Source organism: Sorangium sp. So ce375 (assembly GCF_051473855.1).
Lineage (GTDB): Bacteria > Myxococcota_A > Polyangia > Polyangiales > Polyangiaceae > Sorangium.
The window spans coordinates 6100733-6121850 of the sequence record NZ_CP150335.1; the positions used below are offsets into that span (position 1 = coordinate 6100733).

The following is a 21118-nucleotide window of genomic DNA, read 5'->3' on the forward strand; positions in this document are numbered from 1 at the left end:
GGCCGCCGCGCGCCGCGCCCGCCGCGCCCCGCGCAACTCGGCGAGCGCGCGGGCGCGCGGGCGCGGCGATCAGAGGTGCTCGGTCAGGTACTCGACGATGGCGCGGTTCGCGTAATGGCTCGCGACCGGCGACCGGTAGCCGTGCCGCTCGCCCGGGAACACGATCGTGTCGAACCGCTTGTCCGCGGCCATGAGCGCCTCGATCATCTTCGCCGTGTGCGCGAAGTGCACGTTCTCATCCATGACCCCGTGCATCAGGAGCAGCTTGCCGCGCAGATTGCCCGCGCGCTTCGTGAGATCGGTCGCCTCGTACCGCGCGGCCTCCTTGTCGAGGAGGCCCATGTACCGCTCCGTATAACCCGTGTCGTACAGCCGATCGTCGGTCACCGGCGATCCCGCGACGCCCACGTGGAAGCGGTCCGGCGCCATCAGGAGCGCCTGGAGCGCCATCCTGCCGCCATAGCTGTGGCCGTAGATCCCGACGCGGCCCGCGTCGACGTAGGGCAGCGTCTTCAGGAAATCGAGGCCCGCGATCTGATCGGCGAGCTCGACCTCGCCGAGGCGCCCGTAAATGGCCGACTCGAACGCGCGCCCGCGGTTGGCCGAGCCGCGGTTGTCGAGCTGGAACACCACCACCCCGCGGTCCGCGAGGTGATTCCAGAGGAGCCATGGCGACCACGAGTTGAAGACCGTCTGGACGCCCGGTCCCCCGTACACGCTCACCACGACCGGATAGCGGCGGCCGGGCTCGATCCTCCGCGGCGCGAGCAGCGCGCCGTAGAGCGTGTCGCCGCTCGCGGCGCGCACCTCGACGATCTCGGGGGCGCGCAGCTCGAGCTCCGCCAGCTCGCGATCCACGGGCGCCGGCAGCGCGCCGAGCTCGGCGTTGTCTGCGCCCCGCACCACCCCCTTCCACGGGCGATCCAGGGCCGCGTGGAGCTCCACGTACCCCGGCCCCCTCGGATCCACGGTGATCTGGTGCATCCCCGGGTCGGCCGTGAGCCGCTTCACCTCGCCGCCCGCGAGCGGCACGGTGTAGAGGTGGCGCTCTGTCGGGCTATCCTTCGTCGCGACGAAGCGCGCGAGGCCGCGCTCCTCGTCCGGCGCGAGGAGCGAGGTGACATCCCAGTCGCCCTCGGTGAGCCGGGCGAGCTCGGCGCCCGAGTCCGCGTCGCGCAGCGCGACGTGGTGATGGCCAGTCGCGGCGGTCGACCAGAGGAACCTCCGCGAGCGCTCGAGCAGCCGCATGTCGGCGAAGTCCACCCAGGTCGGCGAGGTCTCGACGACGACCTCGGCGGCCTCGCCCGAGCGCGGGCTCGCGCGGAGGAGCGAGAGGCGCTTCTGGTCGCGCGAGAGGGTCTGGAGCCAGAGCGCCTTGCCGTCCTCCGCCCACGCGAAACGGCCGAGGTAACGCTCCTCCGCGCCGCCCTTCCACGTGACCCAGGTCGTCTTCCTTGTGGCGAGATCGAGGACACCCGCCCTGACACGGGGGTTCTTGCCGCCGACGCGCGGGTAGCGCGCCATCATGAGGTCTTCCTTGCCCTCGCGGAAGCCGAGGACCGGCACCTTCTCGACCTCTCGCTCGTCGACCTCCAGGTAAGCCACCCGGTCGCACCCGGGGGAGATCCAGAAGCCGCTCGGCTCGTCGAACTCTTCCTGTCCGTTGAAGTCGCTCAGGCCGCGTGAGACGCCCTCGGGCGCTCCCCGGGTCAGCGCCGTCTCGCGGCGCGAGGCGACGTCGATCATGAAGAGCTCCCGCCCGCGGACGAACACGACGCGCTCGCCGCCGTCGCACACCTTCGCATCGATCTCCGGCTCGGGCGTGTCGGTGAGCCGCACGAACGCCCCCGCCGGATCGCGCAAGTCACGCAAGAAGATGTCGCCGCCGAAGGGGATGAGGAGCACCTCTGCCCGCTTCGCCCATGAATAGGCCGTGATCCCCTTGGAGAACATGCGCTGTCGCTCGCGGCGGAGCTCCTCCTCGCGGGAGAGCGGCTTCGCGTCCTTCAGCAGATCGCCCGAGGCGGCGAGCTGCCGGACCTCGCGCGACGCGGCGTCGAAGGCGAAGAGCGCCTGCTCCGGCCCGTCCGCCGGCCGCTGGAGGTAGGTGATCAGCTTGCCGCCGGGCGCGTACTGGATCGCCCTGGGCAGCCGCGCCCCGAGCGGCGGTTGCCGGCCGAGGTGGGCAACCGTGATCCGGCTCGCCTCCGGCCCGGCGATGCGCGTCTTCTCCGGCAAGTCGGCCTGATGCACCCCCGCGGCGTCCTTGGCCGGGGCGGCCTTGGCCGGCGAGGCGGCCTTCGGCGGAGGCGCGCCGGTCGGCGGGGCGCACGCGGCGGCCGAGAGGACGGCGAGCAGCCCAAGGCGAGCGGGGAGCAGCGGACTTCGCATGGCCGCTATCTCTCCCGTCGCCGTGGGGATGTCAAACAGCGCCGCGCGCCGCGGGAACGGCCGAGGCGCGCGGGCTCACCTTCGTCTTGATACTTTCTTGATGGCGATCGTCCCCCATCTTGACGGCCCCTTGACCCGCGGAGCACTACGTTCAGTCCCGCTCGGCCGGCACGGGCGAAAGCGCGCCCGACAGCGGCCGATGAGGTCGCCATGGATATGGTTTACATGGGGCTGACGCTCCTCTGTTTTTCGCTGTTCGCAGGGCTCATCAAGCTCTGCGAGAGGGTTTGAGCGCCATGACCGCGTTCACCTGGATCTCGGGCATCCTCGCCCTGAGTCTCCTGTTTTACCTGATCTTTGCCCTCCTCAAGCCGGAGCGCCTGTCATGACCGCCAGCGGCGCGCTCCAGGCAGCGCTCTACCTGGCCGTCCTCATCGGCCTCTCCGTCCCGCTCGGCGCCTACATGGCGCGGGTCTACCAGGGCAAGGGCGGCCTCATGGCCCGCGTCCTCGGGCCGGTCGAGCGGCTCATCTGCCGCGCGGCGGGCGTGCGCCCGGATCAGGAGATGCGCTGGCAGGACTACGCCTTCGCGGTGCTCGCGTTCAACCTGGCCGGGCTCGTCGTCGTCTATGCCCTCCAGCGGCTCCAGGGCGCCCTGCCCCTGAACCCGGAGGGGATGACCGCCGTCCCGCCCGATCTCGCGTTCAACACCGCAGCGAGCTTCGCCTCCAACACGAACTGGCAGGCTTACGGCGGCGAGTCGACGCTCAGCTACCTGACGCAGATGGCCGGGCTCACCGTCCAGAACTTCGTCTCCGCCGCGACCGGAATGGCCGTGCTCGTCGCGCTGATCCGCGGGATCACGCGGAAGACCACGGACACCGTCGGGAGCTTCTGGGTCGATCTCGTACGGAGCACCCTTTACATCCTCCTGCCGCTCTCGCTCCTGCTCACCGTCCTCCTCGTGTCCCAGGGGGTCGTGCAGGGCTTCGGGGAACACCAGAGCGCGTCGCTGCTCCAGGCCGTCAAGGATCAGGGCGGCAGCGCGGTCGTTCATCAGGTGATCCCGATGGGGCCCGCGGCGTCGCAGATCGCGATCAAGCAGCTCGGGACGAACGGCGGCGGCTTCTTCAACGCGAACTCGGCGCACCCGCTCGAGAACCCCACGGCCCTCTCGAACTTCCTCGAGATGCTCGCGCTGCTCCTCATCCCCGCCGCGCTCTGCCACACGTTCGGCCGGATGGTGGGCGACAGGCGCCAGGGCTGGACGGTGCTCGCCGCGATGACGGCCATCTTCGCGGTCCTCCTCGTCGCCTGCATCGCCTCGGAGCAGGCGGGCAACCCCGCGCTCTCCGGCCTGGGCGTCGATCAGGCGGCGAGCGCGCTCCAGGCCGGCGGCAACATGGAAGGCAAGGAGACACGGTTCGGCATCGCGAGCTCCGCCATCTGGGCGACCGCCACCACGGCGGCCTCGAACGGCTCTGTGAACGCGATGCACGACTCCTTCACGCCCCTCGGCGGGCTCGTGCCCCTCTGGCTCATGCAGCTCGGAGAGGTGGTGTTCGGCGGGGTCGGCTCAGGCCTCTACGGCATGTTGATGTTCGTCGTCATCGCCGTCTTCGTGGCCGGCCTGATGGTGGGGCGCACGCCGGAGTACCTCGGCAAGAAGATCGAGGCGTTCGAGATGAAGATGGCGTCGCTCGTCGTGCTCTTCCCGGCGATCACCGTCCTCCTCGGCACCGCCATCGCGGTGATGACCGAGGGAGGACAGGAGGGCGTCTTCAACCCCGGGCCGCACGGCTTCACCGAGGTGCTCTATGCGTTCTCGTCCGCCGCCAACAACAACGGCAGCGCCTTCGGCGGGCTCGGCGCGAACAGCCCCTTCTACAACACCGCCATCGGCGTCGCGATGCTCGTCGGTCGTTATGCGCTGATCGTCCCCGTGCTCGCGCTCGCGGGCTCGCTCGCGCGGAAGAAGCTCGTCCCGGCCGGCCCGGGGACGCTGCCCACGCACACACCGCTGTTCGTCGCGCTGCTGACGGGCACCGTGGTGCTCGTCGGAGCGCTCACGTACGTCCCCGCGCTCGCGCTCGGGCCGATCGTCGAGCACCTGGAGATGACCCGATGACCATGCAGCTCCACCCCCTCGGCGAGGCGAGCCCCCGGCGCGGCGCGCCTGCTCCCCTGCCCCCCGAGCTGTCGCCCCCGCCGAGGTCGCGCCACCCGTCCCGCGACGTGGAGGGGAAGAAGACCGCGGCGAGGCCGCTCCTCGACCCGGCGATCCTCAAGCCGGCGATCGCCGCCGCGTTCCGCAAGCTCGACCCGCGCCACCAGGTCCGCAACCCGGTGATGTTCGTGGTCCTCGCCGGGAGCGCGCTCACCACCGCCCTATTCGTGCACGCGCTCTTTCACCACGAGCGCGAGGAGCCGGCCGGGTTCATCCTCGCGGTGTCCCTGTGGCTCTGGTTCACCGTGCTCTTCGCGAGCTTCGCGGAGGCCGTGGCCGAGGGGCGCGGCAAGGCGCAGGCCGACACGCTCCGCAAGGCGCGGCGCGACGTCGAGGCCGTGAAGCTCTCCGCCCCGGAGCGCGACGCGGCGCAGACCCTCGTGCGGGCGTCGAGCCTCCGGCGGGGGGACCTCGTGCTCGTGGAGGCGGGCGCGATCATCCCCGGCGACGGCGATATCGTCGTCGGCGTCGCCTCGGTCGACGAGAGCGCCGTCACCGGCGAGAGCGCCCCCGTGGTGCGGGAGAGCGGCGGCGACAGGAGCGCGGTCACCGGCGGGACGCGCGTCCTGTCCGACTGGCTCGTCGTCCGCATCTCCAGAAACCCCGGCGAGGCGTTCCTCGACCGCATGATCTCGATGGTCGAAGGGGCGAAGCGCAAGAAGACGCCGAACGAGATCGCGCTCGACATCCTGCTCGCCGCGCTCACCATCGTCTTCCTCCTCGCGACCGTGACGCTGCTGCCGTACTCGCTCTACAGCGTCCGGGCGGCGGCGCAGGGCACCCCGGTCAGCCTCACCGTGCTCGTGGCGTTGCTCGTCTGCCTCATCCCGACCACCATCGGCGGGCTGCTCTCGGCCATCGGCATCGCCGGGATGGACCGCATGATCCAGGCGAACGTCATCGCCATGTCGGGCCGCGCGGTCGAGGCCGCGGGCGACGTCGACGTGCTGCTGCTCGACAAGACCGGCACGATCACGCTCGGCAACCGGCAGGCCACGGAGCTCATCCCGGCCGACGGGATCGGGGCGCAGGCGCTCGCCGACGCCGCGCAGCTCGCGTCGCTCGCCGACGAGACCCCCGAGGGGCGCAGCGTCGTCGTGCTCGCCAAGGAGAAGTACGGCCTGCGCGAGCGCGACCTCTCGACCCTGAGCGCCCGCTTCGTCCCCTTCTCCGCGCAGACCCGGATGAGCGGCGTCGACAGCGGCGCCCGCGAGATCAGGAAGGGCGCCGTCGACGCGATCGAGGCCTACGTCAAGGAGAAGGGCGGAGCGGTCCCGTCCGCGGTGCGGGCGGCGACGGAGGCCATCGCCCGGAAGGGCGGCACGCCGCTCGTCGTCGCCGAGGGCAGCGCGGTGCTCGGCGTCATCCACCTCAAGGACATCGTGAAGGGCGGCATCAAGGAGCGCTTCGGCGACCTCCGCCGCATGGGCATCAAGACGGTGATGATCACGGGCGACAACCCGCTCACCGCCGCCGCCATCGCCGCCGAGGCCGGCGTCGACGACTTCCTGGCGCAGGCCACGCCCGAGGCCAAGCTCTCGCTGATCCGCGACTACCAGGCGGGCGGCCGGCTCGTCGCCATGACCGGCGACGGGACGAACGACGCCCCGGCGCTGGCGCAGGCGGACGTCGCGGTCGCCATGAACACGGGCACCCAGGCCGCGAAGGAGGCCGGGAACATGGTCGACCTCGACTCGAACCCGACGAAGCTCATCGAGATCGTCGAGATCGGCAAGCAGCTCCTGATGACCCGGGGCGCGCTCACGACGTTCAGCCTGGCGAACGACGTCGCGAAGTACTTCGCCATCATCCCGGCCGCCTTCGTCTCGACGTACCCGGCGCTCGGGCGGCTCAACGTGATGGGGCTCGCCACGCCGCGGAGCGCGGTGCTCTCCGCGGTGATCTTCAACGCGCTCGTCATCGTCGCGCTCATCCCGCTCGCGCTCCGGGGCATCCGCTACCGGTCCGTCGGCGCGGAGCGCATGCTCCGCAGGAACCTGCTCGTCTACGGCCTCGGCGGGCTCATCGTGCCGTTCGTGGGGATCAAGCTGATCGATCTCCTCCTCTCCACCCTCGGCCTCGCCTGATCACGCAATCACGCAAGGATCGAACACCATGCTCGCGCACCTGCGACCCGCCCTCGTCCTCCTCCTCGTCCTCACCGGCCTCACGGGGTTCGCCTACCCGCTGCTCTCGACCGCGATCGCGCAGGCCGCGTTCCCCCACCAGGCGAACGGCAGCCTCGTGCTCCAGGGCGGCCGCGTGGTCGGATCGACCCTGCTCGGCCAGGCGTTCAACGACCCGCGCTACTTCTGGGGCCGCCCCTCGGCGACGAGCCCTGTCCCCTACGCGGGGCAGGCCTCCGCCGGGAGCAACCTCGGGCCCAGGAACCCTGCCCTGACCGAGGCGGTCAAGGCCAGGATCGAGGCGCTCCGCGCCGCGGATCCGGAGGGCGCCGCGCCGGTGCCGGTCGACCTCGTGACCGCGTCCGGCAGCGGCCTCGATCCGCACATCAGCCCCGCGGCGGCGGAGGTCCAGGTGCGGCGCGTGGCGCGCGCGCGGGGCCTGCGGGAGGAGGAGGTGCGCCGGCTCGTCGCGCGGCACACCGAGGGGCGCGCTCTCGGTATCCTCGGCGAGCCCCACGTGAACGTGCTCCTCCTGAACCTCGCCCTCGACGGCGCCCGCTGAGGGGAGCGCGCGCGGTGACGGACACAGGCGACGACCGGCCGGATCCCGAGGCGCTGCTCGAGGTGACCCGCGAGGAGGAAGAGCGCGAGCGGAAGGGCAAGCTCAAGATTTTCTTCGGCGCCGCGCCCGGGGTCGGCAAGACGTACGCGATGCTCAAGGCGGCGCGGTCGCTCCGCGACGACGAGATCGACGTCGTCGTCGGGTGGGTCGAGACGCACGGGCGCGCCGAGACGGAGGCGCTCCTCGACGATCCCCCGCGGCTGCCGCGCCTGCCGGCGATCGAGGTCGAGCACCGCGGCAGGACGCTGCGCGATTTCGACCTCGAGGCCGCGCTAAGGCGCCGCCCGAAGCTCCTCGTCGTCGACGAGCTCGCGCACACGAACGCGCCGGGGCTCCGGCACCCGAAGCGCTGGCAGGACGTCATGGACCTCCTCGACGCAGGCATCGACGTCTACACAACCGTCAACGTCCAGCACGTCGAGAGCCTGAACGACGTGGTGGCCCAGGTGACCGGCGTCGTCGTACGAGAGACGGTGCCCGACTCGATGATCGAGCGCGCCGACGAGATCGAGCTCATCGACCTCCCGCCGGACGACCTCCTCGAGCGGCTGCGCGAGGGCAAGGTCTACCTCTCGGAGCAGATCGAGCGCGCGGCGAGCAGCTTCTTCCGCAAGGGCAACCTGATCGCCCTGCGCGAGCTCGCCCTGCGGCGCACCGCCGAGCGCGTCGACGATCAGATGCGCGGCTACATGCGCGCCCACGGGATCCAGAAGACGTGGGCCGTCGCCGAGCGGATCGTCGTCTGCGTGGGGCCGAGCCCCATGTCGGCGCGGCTGATCCGGGCGACGCGGCGGATGGCCGGCAGCCTGAAGGCGGAGTGGCACGCGATCTACGTGCAGACGCCCGCGCAGACGCGGCTCTCCCAGACCGACCGCGAGCGGGTCGACCGGAACCTCGCGCTCGCCGAGCGCCTCGGCGCCACCACGGTCCAGCTCCACGGCGCCCAGGTCGCCGCGGAGGTCCTGCGGTACGCGAAGCGCCACAACGTCAGCAAGATCGTCGTCGGCAAGCCGACCCACCCCCGCTGGAAGGACCTCGTTTACGGCTCGCTGCTCGACGATCTCGTCCGCCAGAGCGGCGGCATCGACGTGTACGTCATCCAGGGCGCGGACGACGCGGCGAGGCCGGAGCCCGGCCTGCCGGCGCGGCGCCCGAGGAGGCCGCTGCCCTACGTCTGGAGCGCGTGCGTGGTGGCGCTCTGCACGCTGGTCTCGTGGCTCATGCACCCGTTCTCCGATCTGGCGAACCTCATCATGGTGTACCTGCTCGGCGTCGTGATCATCGCGAGCCGCTTCGGGATCGCGCCCTCGGTGTTCGCGTCGGTGCTCGGCGTCGCCGCCTTCGATTTCTTCTTCGTCAAGCCGTACCTGACCTTCGTGGTCAGCGATCTCCGGTACCTGCTCACGTTCGCGATCATGCTGAGCGTGGCGCTCGTCATCGCGAGCCTCACCGTGCGCATCCGCCGCCAGGTCGAGAGCGCGAGCGACCGCGAGCAGCGCACCGCGGCGCTCTACGCGATGAGCAGGGAGCTCACGTCCCTGCGCGGCATCGACAGGCTCAGCCTGGCGGCCGCGCGCCACGTGGGCGAGGTGTTCGCCGCCGACGCGGCCGTCCTCCTGCCCGGCGCCGACGGGCGTCTCGCGGCGCGGGCGGGCACGGCCGAGGGCCTGGCCGCGAGCGAGCAGGAGCTGGCGGTCGCGGCGTGGGCCTATGCGCACGGCAAGCCCGCGGGCGCCGGGACCGACACCCTCCCGAGCGCGGGCGCGATGCACCTGCCGCTCCAGGGCTCGTCCGGGCCGATCGGCGTCCTCAGCGTCCGCCCGCGCCAGCCGTCGTCGTCCCTCGACCTGAGCCGGCGCGAGCTGCTCGGCGCCTTCGCCACGCAGACGGCCCTCGCGCTCGAGCGCGCCCTGCTCGCGCGGGAGGCGCAGCGCGCGCAGCTCCGCGCGCAGGCGGAGGAGCTCCGCAACACGCTCCTGAGCTCCGTCTCGCACGATCTGCGCACGCCGCTCGCCACGATCACCGGCGCCGCGGGCGCGCTGCTCGACGACGGCGACGGCGAAGCGGCGCTCGACCCGGCCGCCCGGCGCGATCTGACGCAGACGGTGCTGGAGGAGGCGCAGCGGCTCGAGCGCCTCGTCCGCAACCTGCTGGACATGACGCGGCTGGAGTCCGGGGCGCTCGCGGTCAAGAAGGAGTGGCTGCCGCTCGAGGAGGTCGTCGGGGCCGCGCTGAACCGCGTCGAGGAGCACCTTGCGGGGCGGCCCATCACGATCGAGCTGGACCGGGCGACTGGGCTCGTCCCGATGGATGGAGTGCTGATCGAGCAGGTCTTGATCAACCTGCTCGAGAACGCGCTCAAGTACTCGCCCGCCGGCAGCCCGATCGCGATCCGGGGGTTCACCGAGGGGAGCGTGGCGATGCTGGAGATCAAGGATCGCGGCCTGGGGATCGGCGAGGGCGAGGAGGAGCTCGTCTTCGAGAAGTTCTATCGGGGCCGCGGTCACGGCCGGCAGGGGCTCGGCCTCGGCCTCACGATCTGCCGCGGCATCGTCGCCGCGCACGGCGGGCGGATCACGGCGGAGAACCGGCCTCACGGGGGCGCGATCTTCCGCGTGACGTTGCCCATCGAGGGCCGCCCGCCGAACGTCGCGACCGCGGAGCTGCCGGCGGCGTCGGGGGCTTGATAGCCTGGTCGGGCGAATGTCGGACGCGTCCCCCCTCGTGCTGCTGATCGAGGACGAGCCGCAGATGCGGCGGTTCCTTCGCGCGATGCTGGTGGCCCGCGGCTACCGGCTCGTGGAGGCGGAGACGGGCGGCGACGGGATCGCTCAGGCGACGACGCGCAATCCCGATCTCGTGCTCCTCGATCTCGGGCTCCCTGACATGGATGGCCTGGAGGTGACTCGGCGGCTCCGGGAGTGGAGCGCTGTCCCGATCATCGTGTTATCGGCCCGCGGGCAGGAGCAGGACAAGATCGACGCGCTGGACGGCGGCGCCGACGATTACCTGACAAAGCCGTTCAGCGCGGGAGAGCTCCTGGCGCGGCTGCGCGTGGCGCTGCGCCACGCCGCCCACGCCGCGAAGGAGGAGAGCTCGAGCTTCAAGGTGCAGGACGTCGAGGTCGATCTCGCACGCCGGGTCGTGCTCCGGGCGGGCGGGGAGATCCACCTGACCCCGATCGAGTACAAGCTGCTCACGACGCTGATCCGGCACGCGGGCAAGGTGCTGACGCACCGCCAGCTCCTCGGCGAGGTGTGGGGCCCTGCCTACGCGGGGCAGACTCATTATCTGCGCGTCTACATGGCGCAGCTCCGGCACAAGCTGGAGCGCGACCCGGCGCGACCTCAGATCCTGATCACCGAGCCCGGCGTCGGCTACCGGCTCAAGGGGGCCCGGGTCGAGCCCTAGAGCGGTTTCCGCCCACCTCTCCTACATGCAGAGCAGAGCGGCGGTCACCCGCACAGGAGACGGGCCCAGATCGGCGTTTTCGGCGCGGAAGCGCACTCCAGTGCGCTGAGCACCGAAAACGACGAGATGGGCCCGTATCCGAAGCGGGTGACCGCCGCTCTAGCTCGCGATGCGCCGGAGCACGATGACCGGCCGCCCCGCGTCGCGCGAGCGATCGAGATCCACCTTGCAGTCGAGCATCCAGTCGTTGTGGTCCTCGGGATCGGCGATGATCTGCTGGACCACCCAGGAGCCGCCGTCCTCGGCCGGATGGATGATCGTGTTGCTCGGGCTCCGGGCCGCCGGATCGGTGCGGATGGCGGCGTGCTCCGCGTAATAGCCGCGGAGCGCCTCGTCCAGCCGCTCCGCCGTCCAGGGCGCCTCCTCGCCCTCCACCATCTCGGCGGCGACCTCGTAGTCGCGGCGGGCCAGCGCGCGCAGGAAGAAGAAGAGCTCGTTCCTCACGAGCACCGTGAACTCCTTGACGTTCCGCGTGACGTCGAACGCGGCCGGCTCCACGGCGCTGCCCGGGGCCGCCGAGCGCGGCTGGAACGACGGATCGCGCAGCCGCTCCCACTCGTCGAGCAGGCTCGAGTCCACGCCGCGGATGAGCGCCCGGAAATAGGCGATCATGTCGATGGTGTCGCTGTCCTTCGCGTACTCGGGCACCGTCTGGACGAGCGCCTTGTAGACCTCGGAGACGTACCTGAGGAGAAGCCCCTCCGCCCGCTCCAGGTTGTACTCCCGGATGTACTCGCTGAACGACACGTATTGCTCGTACATCTCGCGCGCCACGCCCTTCGGCCGGATGTTCTCCTGCCCCACCCAGGGGTGCCGCCGCGCGAAGTCGTTGAAGGTCCCGTAGATGAACTCCCGGTTCGGCCGCGGATAATCGAGCTTCTCGAGCTCCTCCATCCGCTGCTCGTACTCCACGCCCGCCGCCTTCAGCTCCGCGAGCTTCTCGGTCTTCAGCCGATCGAGCTGCTTTTGCAGGATGAGATCGGGGTTCTCGAGGATCGACTCGACGAGCGTCAGGAGATCGAGCGGATAGGTGCCGCTGTCCGGATCCAGCTTCCCCACCGTCTCGAGGACGTAGAGCGAGAGCGCGTGGTTCAGGGAGAAGTCCTCCTGGAGATCCGCGTTGATGCGGATGCGCTTCCCCGGCCCGTCTTCCCTGGGGACGAACTCGATGATGCGCGCCTCCACGAGCGAGCGGAAGAGGAGCATCGCCGTCCTGCCGTGCTGGCGCCGGACCGCAGGCCGATCGTGGGTGCTGCGGATGAGCTTCTTCAGCGCCCGACAGCCCCCCTCCTCGCGCCCGAGCACGTTGACGAGCATCCCGTGCGTGACCTGGAACCGCGACACGAGCGGCTCGGGCGGCGACTGGATCAGCCGCTCGAACGCCTGCCGGTCCCAGTGCACATAGCCCTTCTCCGGCGGCTTCTTCCTGACGATCTTCCGCCGCTTGGCCGGGTCGTTCCCCGCCTTCGCCTCGAGCCTCATGTTCTCGATGACGTGCTCCGGCGCCTGGGCCACGACGCTCCCCTGGGTGTCGTACCCCTTCCGGCCGGCCCGGCCGCTGATCTGCTGGAAGTCACGCACGCTGAGGATGGCCGTCTTCTCGCCGTCGAACTTGCAGAGCTTCGTGAACAGCACCGTCCGGATCGGGATGTTGACGCCGACGCCGAGCGTGTCCGTGCCGCAGATGATCTTGAGGTGGCCCTGCTGGGCCAGCTTCTCGACGAGCAGCCGGTATTTCGGCAGGAGCCCCGCGTGGTGGAGCCCGATCCCGTGCCTCACGAAGCGCTGCACCTCGCGGCCGTACGGGCTCGAGAACTTGAAGGGGGCCCCGAACGCGGACCCCGGCCCCGCGCCCGCGAGGGCGGCGGTGATCGCCCGCTTCTCCTCCTTGGTGCAGTAGTCCTGGCTCATCAGGTTCTGCGCCTCCTCGGCGCAGCCCCGCTGCGTGAAGCTCACGATGTAGATCGGCGCCTTGCCGCTCTTCACGAGGGTCGCCACGGTCTCGTGGAGCGGCGTCTCGCGGTACTCGAAGTCGAGCGGCACCGGGCGCACGGTCGACTTGATCACGGCGGTCTGCTCGCCTGTCAGGCGCGTGATCTCCTCCTGGAAGAACTCGGTGCCTCCGAGCGTGGCGCTCATGAGCAGGAACCTGGCCTGCGGCAGCGTGAGCAGCGGGATCTGCCAGGCCGCGCCGCGATCGCGATCCGAGTAGTAGTGGAACTCGTCCATGATCACGTAGTCGCACAGCGCCTTCTCGCCCTCGCGGAGCGCGATGTTCGCGAGGATCTCCGCGGTGCAGCAGATGATGGGCGCGTCTCGGTTCACGGCGGCGTCGCCGGTCAACATGCCCACGTTCTCAGGGCCGAAGTCGTTGCAGAGCGAGAAGAACTTCTCGCTCACGAGCGCCTTGATCGGGCACGTGTAGTACGACTTCATCCCCTCGGCCATCGCCTTGAAATGCATGGCGGCCGCGACGAGCGACTTGCCCGAGCCGGTCGGCGTGTTGAGGATGACGTTCTTGCCGCCGAAGATCTCGAGGATGGCCTCCTCCTGCGCCGGGTAGAGCTCGAGCCCCCGCTCGGCGACGTAGTCGAGGAAGCCGTTCAGGAGGTCGTCGGCCGTGAAGTCGTGGGGCGACGGCGGGAGGCGAGCGAAGAGCGGAGCGGCGGCTTGATCCATGGCGGCTGTCGGGCGCGCCCCGGTGGTGGCGCGGGCGCACCATGCAGAAGCCTGGTTTCAGCGAGAATGCAAGCAAACTCCTCCATGTCCGGGTCGGATCGCGGGCGACGCGACATCGACGGAACCGGCACAGCAGGCGCAACCGGCGACAGACACGAAGGACACAACAGACGGAACAGGCTCCGTGCGGGCATTCCGGGCGAGCCGGGGACGGAGGCGATGGGCCGCATGGCACCCGCAGCGTCACGCGATCGTGATAGCGTGGCCGGACGAAACAGGTGGGGAACGCCATGCACACACGGCCGAGCGGGCTGGTGCATGGAGGATCGGGGTGGGTCAGCGGATGGGGGAGACGGCCGGACAGCCAGTCTGGGCGACGCGGTCACCCAGCAGGGGTACCGCGCAGATCGACGCGGCGAGCGGGCGGCTCCTCTGCGTCAGCGCCTCGCTCTGCCAGCTGCTGGGCTACTCGGAGGGCGAGCTGCTCCGGAAGAAGCTGTCGGATCTCGCGCTGCCGGAGGACCGAACGGGCTCGTTCGCCGCGTGGCGCTCGCTCCTCGAGGCCGACGCGGAAGAGCTCACGTTCGAGATGCGCTGCCGCTGCAAGGACGGCGGCGTCCGCTGGCTCCACGTGACCGGCGTCTTCGTCCGCGACGCCCGGCAGAGGCCGTATCGCGCGGTGGTGCTCGTCGAGGACATCACCGCGCCGAGGAACACGGAGGAGCGGGCGCTCGCCGCGGAGCAGGCGCTGGCGGAGAGCGAGGCCAAGCTGCGGAACATCTTCTACAGCAACATGGCCCCGATGGCGTTCTGGATGCCTGGCGGGCGCATCGTCGAGGCGAACGACGCGTATCTGGAGCTCGTGGCGCACACGCGGGAGGAGCTCGACGCCGGCCTGGTCCGCTGGGATTTCGACCTGTTGCCGGAGGATCGCGCCGCCGACGACCGCGCCCTGGCGGAGCTCCTGTCGAGCCGGTGGACGTTCACACCCTACGAGCGGACCTACCGGCTCCGCGACGGCAGGCGGCTGACGATGCTTGTGAGCGGCTGTCTCTTGCCCGGGGGTCGGTACGAAGAGGGCGGCTTCGGGATCGCGCTCGACGTCACGGAGCACCGGCAAACGGAGGCGGCGATCCGGAAGTGCGAGCAGATCTTCCGCGCCATCGGGGAATCCATCGATTATGGCCTCTGGGTCAGCGACGCCGAGGGACGGAACGTCTACGCCAGCAACGCGTTCCTCCGGATGGCCGGGATCATGCAGGAGCAGTGCTCGGAGCACGGGTGGATCGACTCGCTCCACCCCGACGACCGGCACAAGGTCGCGATCTTCGAGCAATGCGTGCGGACGGGTGAGCCGTTCGAGGAGGAGCTCCGTTATCTCGGCCCTGAAGGCGCCGTCCACCCCGTCCTCAACCGGGGCGTCCCGGTCCGCGACGAGCAAGGCAACATCACCGCCTGGGTCGGCATCTGTCTGGACGTCAGCAAGCTCAAGCAGACGGAGGCGGCGCTGCGCGAGAGCGAGGGCCGGCTCCGCGCGGCGCTCGACGAGGCGCAGCGGGTCATCGCCGAGCGCGAGCGCCTGGAGGACGAGCTCCGCGCCCGCGAGCGGGAGCTCGCGTCGCTGATGGCGAACTCGCCCGACATCATCTACCGGCTGGATCTGGACCTGCGCTGCACCTTCATGTCGCCCACCTCGGTGACGGTGATGGGGTTCCCGCCGGAGCACTACATCGGCAAGACGCCCCACGAGAACGGGCTCCCGCTCGAGGTGATCGAGGCGAGCGCGGCCGCGTGCCGCGAGGCGCTCGCGACGACAAGGCCGCAGCGGCTGGAGTTCAGCCTGGGCGAGCGGCGATTCCGCGCCCGGATCATCCCCGAGCTCGGGCCGGACGGCGCCGTCGACTCGTTCATGGGGATCACCGAGGACGTCACCGCGGAGCGGCTGGCCGAGGAAGAGCGCCTGAAGCTGCTCGAGAGCGAGCGCGCCGCGCGCGACGAGGCGGAGCGCGTGAGCCGGGTCAAGGACGACTTCGTCGCCACGCTCTCGCACGAGCTGCGCTCGCCCATCAACGCCATCCTCGGCTGGGCGCGCATCCTGCGGGGCCGGGCGCCCGAGCCGCAGACGCTCGAGCGGGGGCTCGAGGTCATCGAGCGCAACGCGCGGCTCCAGGCCGACATGGTCTCCGAGCTGCTCGACATGAGCCGGATCGTCTCGGGGAAGCTGCGGCTCGACGTGCAGTCGGTCGACCTGCCGATGGTCATCCAGAGCGCGCTCGAGGCGATCCAGCTCGCGGCCGAGACCAAGGGGATCACCGTCGCCTCGAGCATCGACCCGGCGGCGAGCTCCCTCCGGGGGGACCCTGCGCGGATCCACCAGGTCGTCTGGAACCTCCTCTCGAACGCCGTGAAGTTCACGCCCCCGGGGGGGCGGATCGACGTCGCGCTGCGGCGCGTGGGCGCGAGCGCCGCGCTGTCGGTGACCGACACCGGGATGGGCGTCGCGCCGCAGTTCCTCCCCCACCTGTTCGAGCGCTTCCGGCAGGCGGACGCGTCCTCGACGAGGAAGCACGGCGGGCTCGGCATCGGGCTCTCGATCGTCAAGCACCTCGTCGAGCTGCACGGCGGCACCGTGGAGGTCGCGAGCCGGGGCGAGGCGCTGGGCGCGACGTTCACGGTGAGGCTCCCGCTCGCCGGCGTCTCGCAGGAGGCGCGGGGCGCGGCGGAGCGCCCCAGCGCGCCGAGCGCCGAGGCGCTGGCCGACCCCCCGGGCGCCTCGCTCGCCGGCGTGCGGGTGCTGGTGGTCGACGACCAGCCCGACGCGCGCGAGGTCGCCCAGCGTGTGCTGGAGGAGTGCGAGGCGACCGTCACGACGGCCGGCTCGGCCGCCGAGGCGCTGGCCATCCTGGAGCGGGAGCGGCTTGACGTGCTCGTCAGCGATCTGGGGATGCCGGGCGAGGACGGCTTCCAGCTCATCCGCAGGGTGCGGGCCCTCGGCGAGGCGCGCGGCGGGGCGACGCCGGCCGTCGCGCTCAGCGCGCTGGCGCGGGCCGAGGACAAGGCGCGGGCGCTCTGCGCCGGGTACCACGCGCACGTCGCCAAGCCCCTCGATCCGGCGGAGCTCGTGGGGGTGATCGCGGCGCTCGCGAAGGAGCGGGTAGGTAGGTAGATGAGCCCCGTTGCTCCGGGGGAGCTCCTTGGACTAGGTAGGGGCCTTCACGGCACCGCCCACGGCGGGATCGCGAGCACGGCCATGGTCCAACAGATTTCCGTGAAAGAGCTCTTCCTGAAGCTGAAGGCGGGCGAGCCCGTGTACCTCCTCGACGTGCGCACGCCCGGCGAGCACGAGATCGCCGCGCTGCCGGGCAGCACGCTGATCCCGCTGAACGAGCTCGTGGAGCGGGCCGATGAGGTCGCGCCCGGCGAGGGCGCGCTCGTCGTCGCCTACTGCCACCACGGCGTCCGGAGCCTCTCGGCCGCCGCCCTCCTCGAGAAGCTCGGCCACGAGCGCGTCGCCTCGCTCCAGGGCGGCATCGACGCGTGGTCGATCCACATCGACGAGAGCGTCCCGCGGTACTGACGCCCCCTCGACGGGCTCAGTTGAGCGCCGAGCCGGAAGACGAGAGCGTCCCGCCGGTACTGACGCCCCCTCGACGGGCTCAGTTGAGCGCCGCGCCGCCGAGCCGGAAGTAGAGCGATCGACGCGCGCCGCACGCGCTGCAGGCGACGTTCGCGACGCGGAGTCGGACACCGTCGAGCGTCTCGGCCGTGTGGTCTTCCACGCGGAGGGCGCCGCGGCAGCGCGGGCACGGGATCGACCGGGCGGCCACCTCGACCTGCGACGCCGCGTCGAGGGCGATGGCGCGGCCGGGGGTGTGGCCCGGCTCGAGCAGCGCGAGCCGCTCGAGATCGCGGGTGAGCTTCGCCGACGTCCGATCGCTTTCGCGCCGGGCGGCGCGGGCCGAGAGCTTCTTCTTCGCCATGGTTCCTGTCCTGCGGTCCGCCCGGCGCGGCAACGAAGGCCCGCACGCGGAGAGCGCGGGGCTTGTCTACCGCTGGTTGCGGATCGGCTCCAGGCGCCCGGACGTGCGCTTGGCACCTTCGCCGTACACCTCGTCCTCCACCGAGTGAGGGTCTGAGCGCGAGGGCCCGATGGTGCCGGGCCGCCATCGCTTGGGGGGCTCGGCGGCGAGCGGGCGGTGTTCGGGGACCGCTGCGGGGTCGGGGTCGGGCGTCGTGGCAGCGGCGCCGATGGCCCACGCGGAGGGCGTGTCGGCCACGGCCGGCTCCGGAGGTTGCGCGAGCGCTTCCGGGGCGGCCGCGCGCTCGACGTCCGAGGGAGCCTGCAGGGGCGCGCCGGACGGAGCGTGGCCGGCCGTGCTCGCGACGGTCAGCGCGCCCTGGCCCGACGGCGAGCTGGGGGCCGCCGGCGCGTCCGAGCGCCCCAGCCAGCGCGTCGCGCCGAGCGCGACGGCGGCGAGCAGAACGGTGGCGGCCGCGATCCACGCGCCCGCGGTGCGGCGCCAGCGGAACGCGCGGGAGCGCCACCGATCGCGGCGTTCGGTCCCGTCGTACCTGCTTCCGGCGATCTCCTTCCCGTCGGGCTGGGTCAGCGGCACCGCCCGCGCGCCCGTCCCGAGCCGCGTCAGCGGCGCTCCCCGCTTGCGCGCCATGGTCAGCGTGGGGAAGTCGTCGCGCGCCATGGTCAGCGTGGGGCCGTCGTCGCGCGCCATCGTCAGCGTGGGGCCGTCGTCGCGCGCCATCGTCAGCGTGGGGCCGTCCTCCGGGGCGTTCCCTGACGCGGGCCGGTCGTCCCGCGCCATCTTCAACGTGGGCCCGCTCTCCTGCCCCGCGGCCGGCGTGGGCCCGCTCTCCTGCCCCGCGGCCGGCGTGGGCCCCCTCTCCTGCCCCGCGGTCGGCGTGGGGCCGCTGTTCCGCGCCAGGGCCATCGTGGGCCCGCTCTCCTGCCCCGCGGCCGGCGTGGGCCCGCTCTCCTGCCCCGCGGCCGGCGTGGGCCCGCTCTCCTGCCCCGCGGCCGGCGTGGGCCCGCTCTCCTGCCCCGCGGCCGGCGTGGGGCCGCTGTTCCGCGCCAGGGCCATCGTGGGCCCGTCCTCGGAGGGCACGATGGGGAGCGTGCGCCGCTCGCTGGACGGGGCGTCGCTGCTTGTGGGAGCGACGACCGTGGCGCCCTGGCTGGGCAGGGTGATCACGTGGTCGCCTCCGCCGGGCGCGACCACCGTGGAGCAGGGCCCTGGCCCGGCTCCCGCCCCGTTGCCGGCGTCCGGCTGCGGCAGCGTGGACGACACGCCCGGGCCGCCGTTGGCCGCGGCCGGCAGCGTGCTCGCGACGCCGTCGCCCGAGAGCCCGAGGGGCCGCGACGAAGGAAAGGCCTTGCCCCGGGCGATCGCCTCGATCTGCGCCAGGGCGCGGGTGGAGTGCTCCGTACCGAACGGCGCGAGCTCACGCGCCAGATCCGCCACGGTCTGGACGCGCAGCTCCGGCTCCTTCTCGAGACAGCGCAGGATGATGTCCTCGATCCGGGCCGGCAGATCCATCCGGTGCACCCGCGGCGGCGTGGGCGCCTGCGTGACGATGGCGACGAAGAGCGCCGAGATCTTGGACACCTCGAAGGGAAACCGCGCGGTCAGGAGCTGGTAGAGGATGACGCCGAGCGACCAGATATCTGTGCGCGCGTCGACGTGCTTCGAGCACCGCACCTGCTCCGGCGACATGTAGCAGGGGGAGCCGAGCATCATCTCCGACGCCGTGAGCTTGCCGTCGTCCTCGGGGGCGGCCGACTTGGAGAGGCCGAAATCGAGCACCTTGACGATGGGCGCGCCGGTCGCGCCGGTCGTGAGGAAGATGTTCCCCGGCTTCAGGTCCCGGTGGATGATGCCGCGCACGTGCGCCTCGGCGACGGCCTCGCAGCCCTGGATCACGTAATCGACCGCCTCGGACACGGGCAATGGGCCGCGCGCCTCGCTCTCCTTCTGGAGGTCGCGTCCGCGCAGGTACTCCATGACGAGGTAGGGGATGCCGAGCTCCGCGGTGCCGACGTCGATGACGCGGGCGACGTGCTCGCTCCGGATCGCCGCCGCGGCGCGCGCCTCGCGCAGGAAGCGGGCGCTGGCGCCGGGCAGCGTCATCGCGTGGGGGAGGAGGAACTTGACGGCCACGCGCTGGCGCAGCGAGACGTGCTCCGCGGCGAAGATGGCGCCCATCGCGCCTCGGCCGAGGCTGCGCTCGAGGCGGTATTTCTGCGCGAAGACCTCGCCTATCGCTGGGATGCCCGCCGTTGACGCGGGGGCATCCGGTTCCGATGGCCCGACCTCCATGCGCACACTATAGCCGCGCTCGCACCTTTTTTGACGCGAAGATGCGGGGCGTCGGGGGTGAGGCGGCGGAATGCGGGGGGAGTGGAATGCGCTTCCCTCGGCCGCGAGCATTGCGTGCGCGGGCAGCGCACCTTCCATCACTCCCACGGGGAGCGCCGTCGACCGCGCGCGGCCCGCGACGTCGCTCGCCTCGACGGCGGGGGCGGCTTGGCCACGGCGGCAGGCGTCTTCGACGGAGGAGGCTGCACCGGCACCGACCCAGCGCAGCCCGACGCGAGCACCACCATCGTGGCAAGTCCGCCAGCGCAGCCTCCGAACCGACGGGGTCGCCGGATACCCGCGCCATCAAGCCGCGCGGAGCATCATCGCTTCCGAGGGCGAGTCTTCTTTTTCACCTTCGTCGGCGCTCGCTGGCGGAGCAACTTCACGAGATCGGTCACGAGCTCCGGCGATTCCAGCGCCTCGGCGAACTCACGAACCGTCGAGACAACCCATTTCTCGTCGACATCGGCATGTGCGCTCAGGATCGATTCGATGTCCACCAGGTCGCGCGAGCGATGGGCTACGGCCTTCATGACGAGGAGGTCCTCGGGCACGGGAAGCGGAACGCGCAAGCCGCCTAGATCCGTCGGAACTGCGCGGCGAACCGCGTTCTCCTCGAACGGCAAGGCACCCATCGAGAGGTCGATGGGAACGCCGGATCGGTCGTGTCGAAGCAGAAGGACGCGGGAGTTGAGCGCGAACCCCAGCGCATCCGGGATGCGGGGAACGATTCCATGCCGCTCCCCATCGGCCAGGAAGGCGGGCCACTCGTCGTGGTTCGGAAGCCACGCGACGACATCCACGTCTCTCGTCGTGCGCGGCTTACTCAGGATCGACACCGCGACCCCGCCGATGATCAGCACGGGGACGCCGGACGCCTCCGACCACGCGAGGAGCGCGCGTACCGCGTCCTCGAGCTCCGCCAGCGAGCGGCTCATCAGACACCCAGGCGCTCGGCGAGCAGGTTCCAGCGCCGGCGCACCTCCTCCACCTCCTTGTCGGCATCGATCGAGCCACCGAGTCCCCGGGCCACTCCCATGAGCATGGCGAGGTCGCAGAACTTCATGGCCGGAGACATCGCCTCGAGCTCTTCCTGCTCGACCTCGGCCACCATCTCCCAGCGCCTCTTGTAGGCCCGGATGTCGTCCGCGTTCATCTGTAGATCCTACCACCTGGTGGCACGCTCGACGTCAGATCGTCGATCTCTACCCAGGTCCGCCGCGCGCTG

Annotated in this window: 14 protein-coding genes; 8 read left to right on the forward strand and 6 right to left on the reverse strand. The window is 71.3% G+C overall.

The genetic code is table 11. From position 1 onward, the window contains the following. Positions 1–69: 69 nt before the first annotated feature. Positions 70–2391, reverse strand: a complete 2322-nt coding sequence (locus WME90_RS22530; RefSeq protein ID WP_437283236.1) for an alpha/beta fold hydrolase — start codon at positions 2389–2391, stop codon at positions 70–72. A gap of 296 nt (positions 2392–2687) precedes the next feature. Between WME90_RS22530 and kdpF the strand changes: the two genes are divergently transcribed. From kdpF to WME90_RS22560, 6 genes are read left to right on the forward strand one after another with little or no spacing between them, the layout of a single operon-like run. Beyond that, positions 2688–2780, forward strand: a complete 93-nt coding sequence (gene kdpF, locus WME90_RS22535; protein WP_437283237.1) for a K(+)-transporting ATPase subunit F — start codon at positions 2688–2690, stop codon at positions 2778–2780. Continuing rightward, positions 2777–4519 carry a potassium-transporting ATPase subunit KdpA gene (gene kdpA, locus WME90_RS22540; RefSeq protein ID WP_437283238.1) on the forward strand — a complete coding sequence of 581 codons (1743 nt, stop codon included), beginning with the start codon at positions 2777–2779 and terminating at the stop codon, positions 4517–4519. Before kdpF ends, kdpA begins: the two co-directional genes overlap by 4 nt. Next, the gene (gene kdpB / locus WME90_RS22545) at positions 4516–6705 is read left to right on the forward strand and encodes a potassium-transporting ATPase subunit KdpB (RefSeq protein ID WP_437283239.1); all 2190 of its coding nucleotides are present in this window, start codon (positions 4516–4518) and stop codon (positions 6703–6705) included. Before kdpA ends, kdpB begins: the two co-directional genes overlap by 4 nt. 28 nt (positions 6706–6733) lie before the next feature. Beyond that, a complete protein-coding gene (gene kdpC, locus WME90_RS22550; protein WP_437283240.1) occupies positions 6734–7306 on the forward strand; it encodes a potassium-transporting ATPase subunit KdpC in 573 nt (190 codons plus the stop codon). Between the two features lie 14 nt (positions 7307–7320). Continuing rightward, positions 7321–10053: a DUF4118 domain-containing protein gene (locus WME90_RS22555; RefSeq protein ID WP_437283241.1), complete on the forward strand. Its 2733-nt coding sequence runs from the start codon at positions 7321–7323 to the stop codon at positions 10051–10053. Positions 10054–10069: 16 nt separating this feature from the next. Beyond that, positions 10070–10777, forward strand: coding sequence for a response regulator (locus tag WME90_RS22560; RefSeq protein WP_437283242.1), 708 nt, complete (start codon positions 10070–10072; stop codon positions 10775–10777). Positions 10778–10936: 159 nt separating this feature from the next. Here WME90_RS22560 and WME90_RS22565 read toward each other — a convergent pair whose 3' ends face one another. Continuing rightward, positions 10937–13516 carry a DEAD/DEAH box helicase gene (locus WME90_RS22565; protein ID WP_437283243.1) on the reverse strand — a complete coding sequence of 860 codons (2580 nt, stop codon included), beginning with the start codon at positions 13514–13516 and terminating at the stop codon, positions 10937–10939. A 331-nt stretch (positions 13517–13847) separates the two neighbouring features. Between WME90_RS22565 and WME90_RS22570 the strand changes: the two genes are divergently transcribed. After that, a complete protein-coding gene (locus tag WME90_RS22570) occupies positions 13848–16682 on the forward strand; it encodes a PAS domain S-box protein (RefSeq protein ID WP_437283244.1) in 2835 nt (944 codons plus the stop codon). Between the two features lie 84 nt (positions 16683–16766). Next, a complete protein-coding gene (locus tag WME90_RS22575) occupies positions 16767–17093 on the forward strand; it encodes a rhodanese-like domain-containing protein (protein WP_437283245.1) in 327 nt (108 codons plus the stop codon). Between the two features lie 79 nt (positions 17094–17172). Here WME90_RS22575 and WME90_RS22580 read toward each other — a convergent pair whose 3' ends face one another. The 4 genes from WME90_RS22580 to WME90_RS22595 form a co-directional block, all read right to left on the reverse strand. Then, on the reverse strand, positions 17173–17496 hold the full coding sequence (locus tag WME90_RS22580; protein ID WP_437283246.1) for a hypothetical protein: 324 nt from the start codon (positions 17494–17496) through the stop codon (positions 17173–17175). A 66-nt stretch (positions 17497–17562) separates the two neighbouring features. Beyond that, positions 17563–19986, reverse strand: coding sequence for a protein kinase domain-containing protein (locus tag WME90_RS22585; RefSeq protein ID WP_437283247.1), 2424 nt, complete (start codon positions 19984–19986; stop codon positions 17563–17565). A 224-nt stretch (positions 19987–20210) separates the two neighbouring features. After that, positions 20211–20828 (reverse strand): nucleotidyl transferase AbiEii/AbiGii toxin family protein, encoded by a 618-nt coding sequence (locus WME90_RS22590; RefSeq protein ID WP_437283248.1) that lies wholly within the window; start codon positions 20826–20828, stop codon positions 20211–20213. After that, the gene (locus WME90_RS22595) at positions 20828–21046 is read right to left on the reverse strand and encodes a hypothetical protein (RefSeq protein ID WP_437283249.1); all 219 of its coding nucleotides are present in this window, start codon (positions 21044–21046) and stop codon (positions 20828–20830) included. The genes WME90_RS22590 and WME90_RS22595 overlap by 1 nt, the downstream gene beginning before the upstream one ends. Positions 21047–21118: the final 72 nt, after the last annotated feature.

Bases quoted from the DNA above. Each gene is read 5' to 3' on its own strand.
- WME90_RS22530 (WP_437283236.1), bottom strand. From the start codon at position 2,391: ATGCGAAGTCCGCTGCTCCCCGCTCGCCTTGGGCTGCTCGCCGTCCTC.
- kdpF (WP_437283237.1), top strand. From the start codon at position 2,688: ATGACCGCGTTCACCTGGATCTCGGGCATCCTCGCCCTGAGTCTCCTG.
- kdpA (WP_437283238.1), top strand. From the start codon at position 2,777: ATGACCGCCAGCGGCGCGCTCCAGGCAGCGCTCTACCTGGCCGTCCTC.
- kdpB (WP_437283239.1), top strand. From the start codon at position 4,516: ATGACCATGCAGCTCCACCCCCTCGGCGAGGCGAGCCCCCGGCGCGGC.
- kdpC (WP_437283240.1), top strand. From the start codon at position 6,734: ATGCTCGCGCACCTGCGACCCGCCCTCGTCCTCCTCCTCGTCCTCACC.
- WME90_RS22560 (WP_437283242.1), top strand. From the start codon at position 10,070: ATGTCGGACGCGTCCCCCCTCGTGCTGCTGATCGAGGACGAGCCGCAG.
- WME90_RS22565 (WP_437283243.1), bottom strand. From the start codon at position 13,516: ATGGATCAAGCCGCCGCTCCGCTCTTCGCTCGCCTCCCGCCGTCGCCC.
- WME90_RS22575 (WP_437283245.1), top strand. From the start codon at position 16,767: ATGGTCCAACAGATTTCCGTGAAAGAGCTCTTCCTGAAGCTGAAGGCG.
- WME90_RS22580 (WP_437283246.1), bottom strand. From the start codon at position 17,496: ATGGCGAAGAAGAAGCTCTCGGCCCGCGCCGCCCGGCGCGAAAGCGAT.
- WME90_RS22585 (WP_437283247.1), bottom strand. From the start codon at position 19,986: ATGGAAGGTGCGCTGCCCGCGCACGCAATGCTCGCGGCCGAGGGAAGC.
- WME90_RS22590 (WP_437283248.1), bottom strand. From the start codon at position 20,828: ATGAGCCGCTCGCTGGCGGAGCTCGAGGACGCGGTACGCGCGCTCCTC.
- WME90_RS22595 (WP_437283249.1), bottom strand. From the start codon at position 21,046: ATGAACGCGGACGACATCCGGGCCTACAAGAGGCGCTGGGAGATGGTG.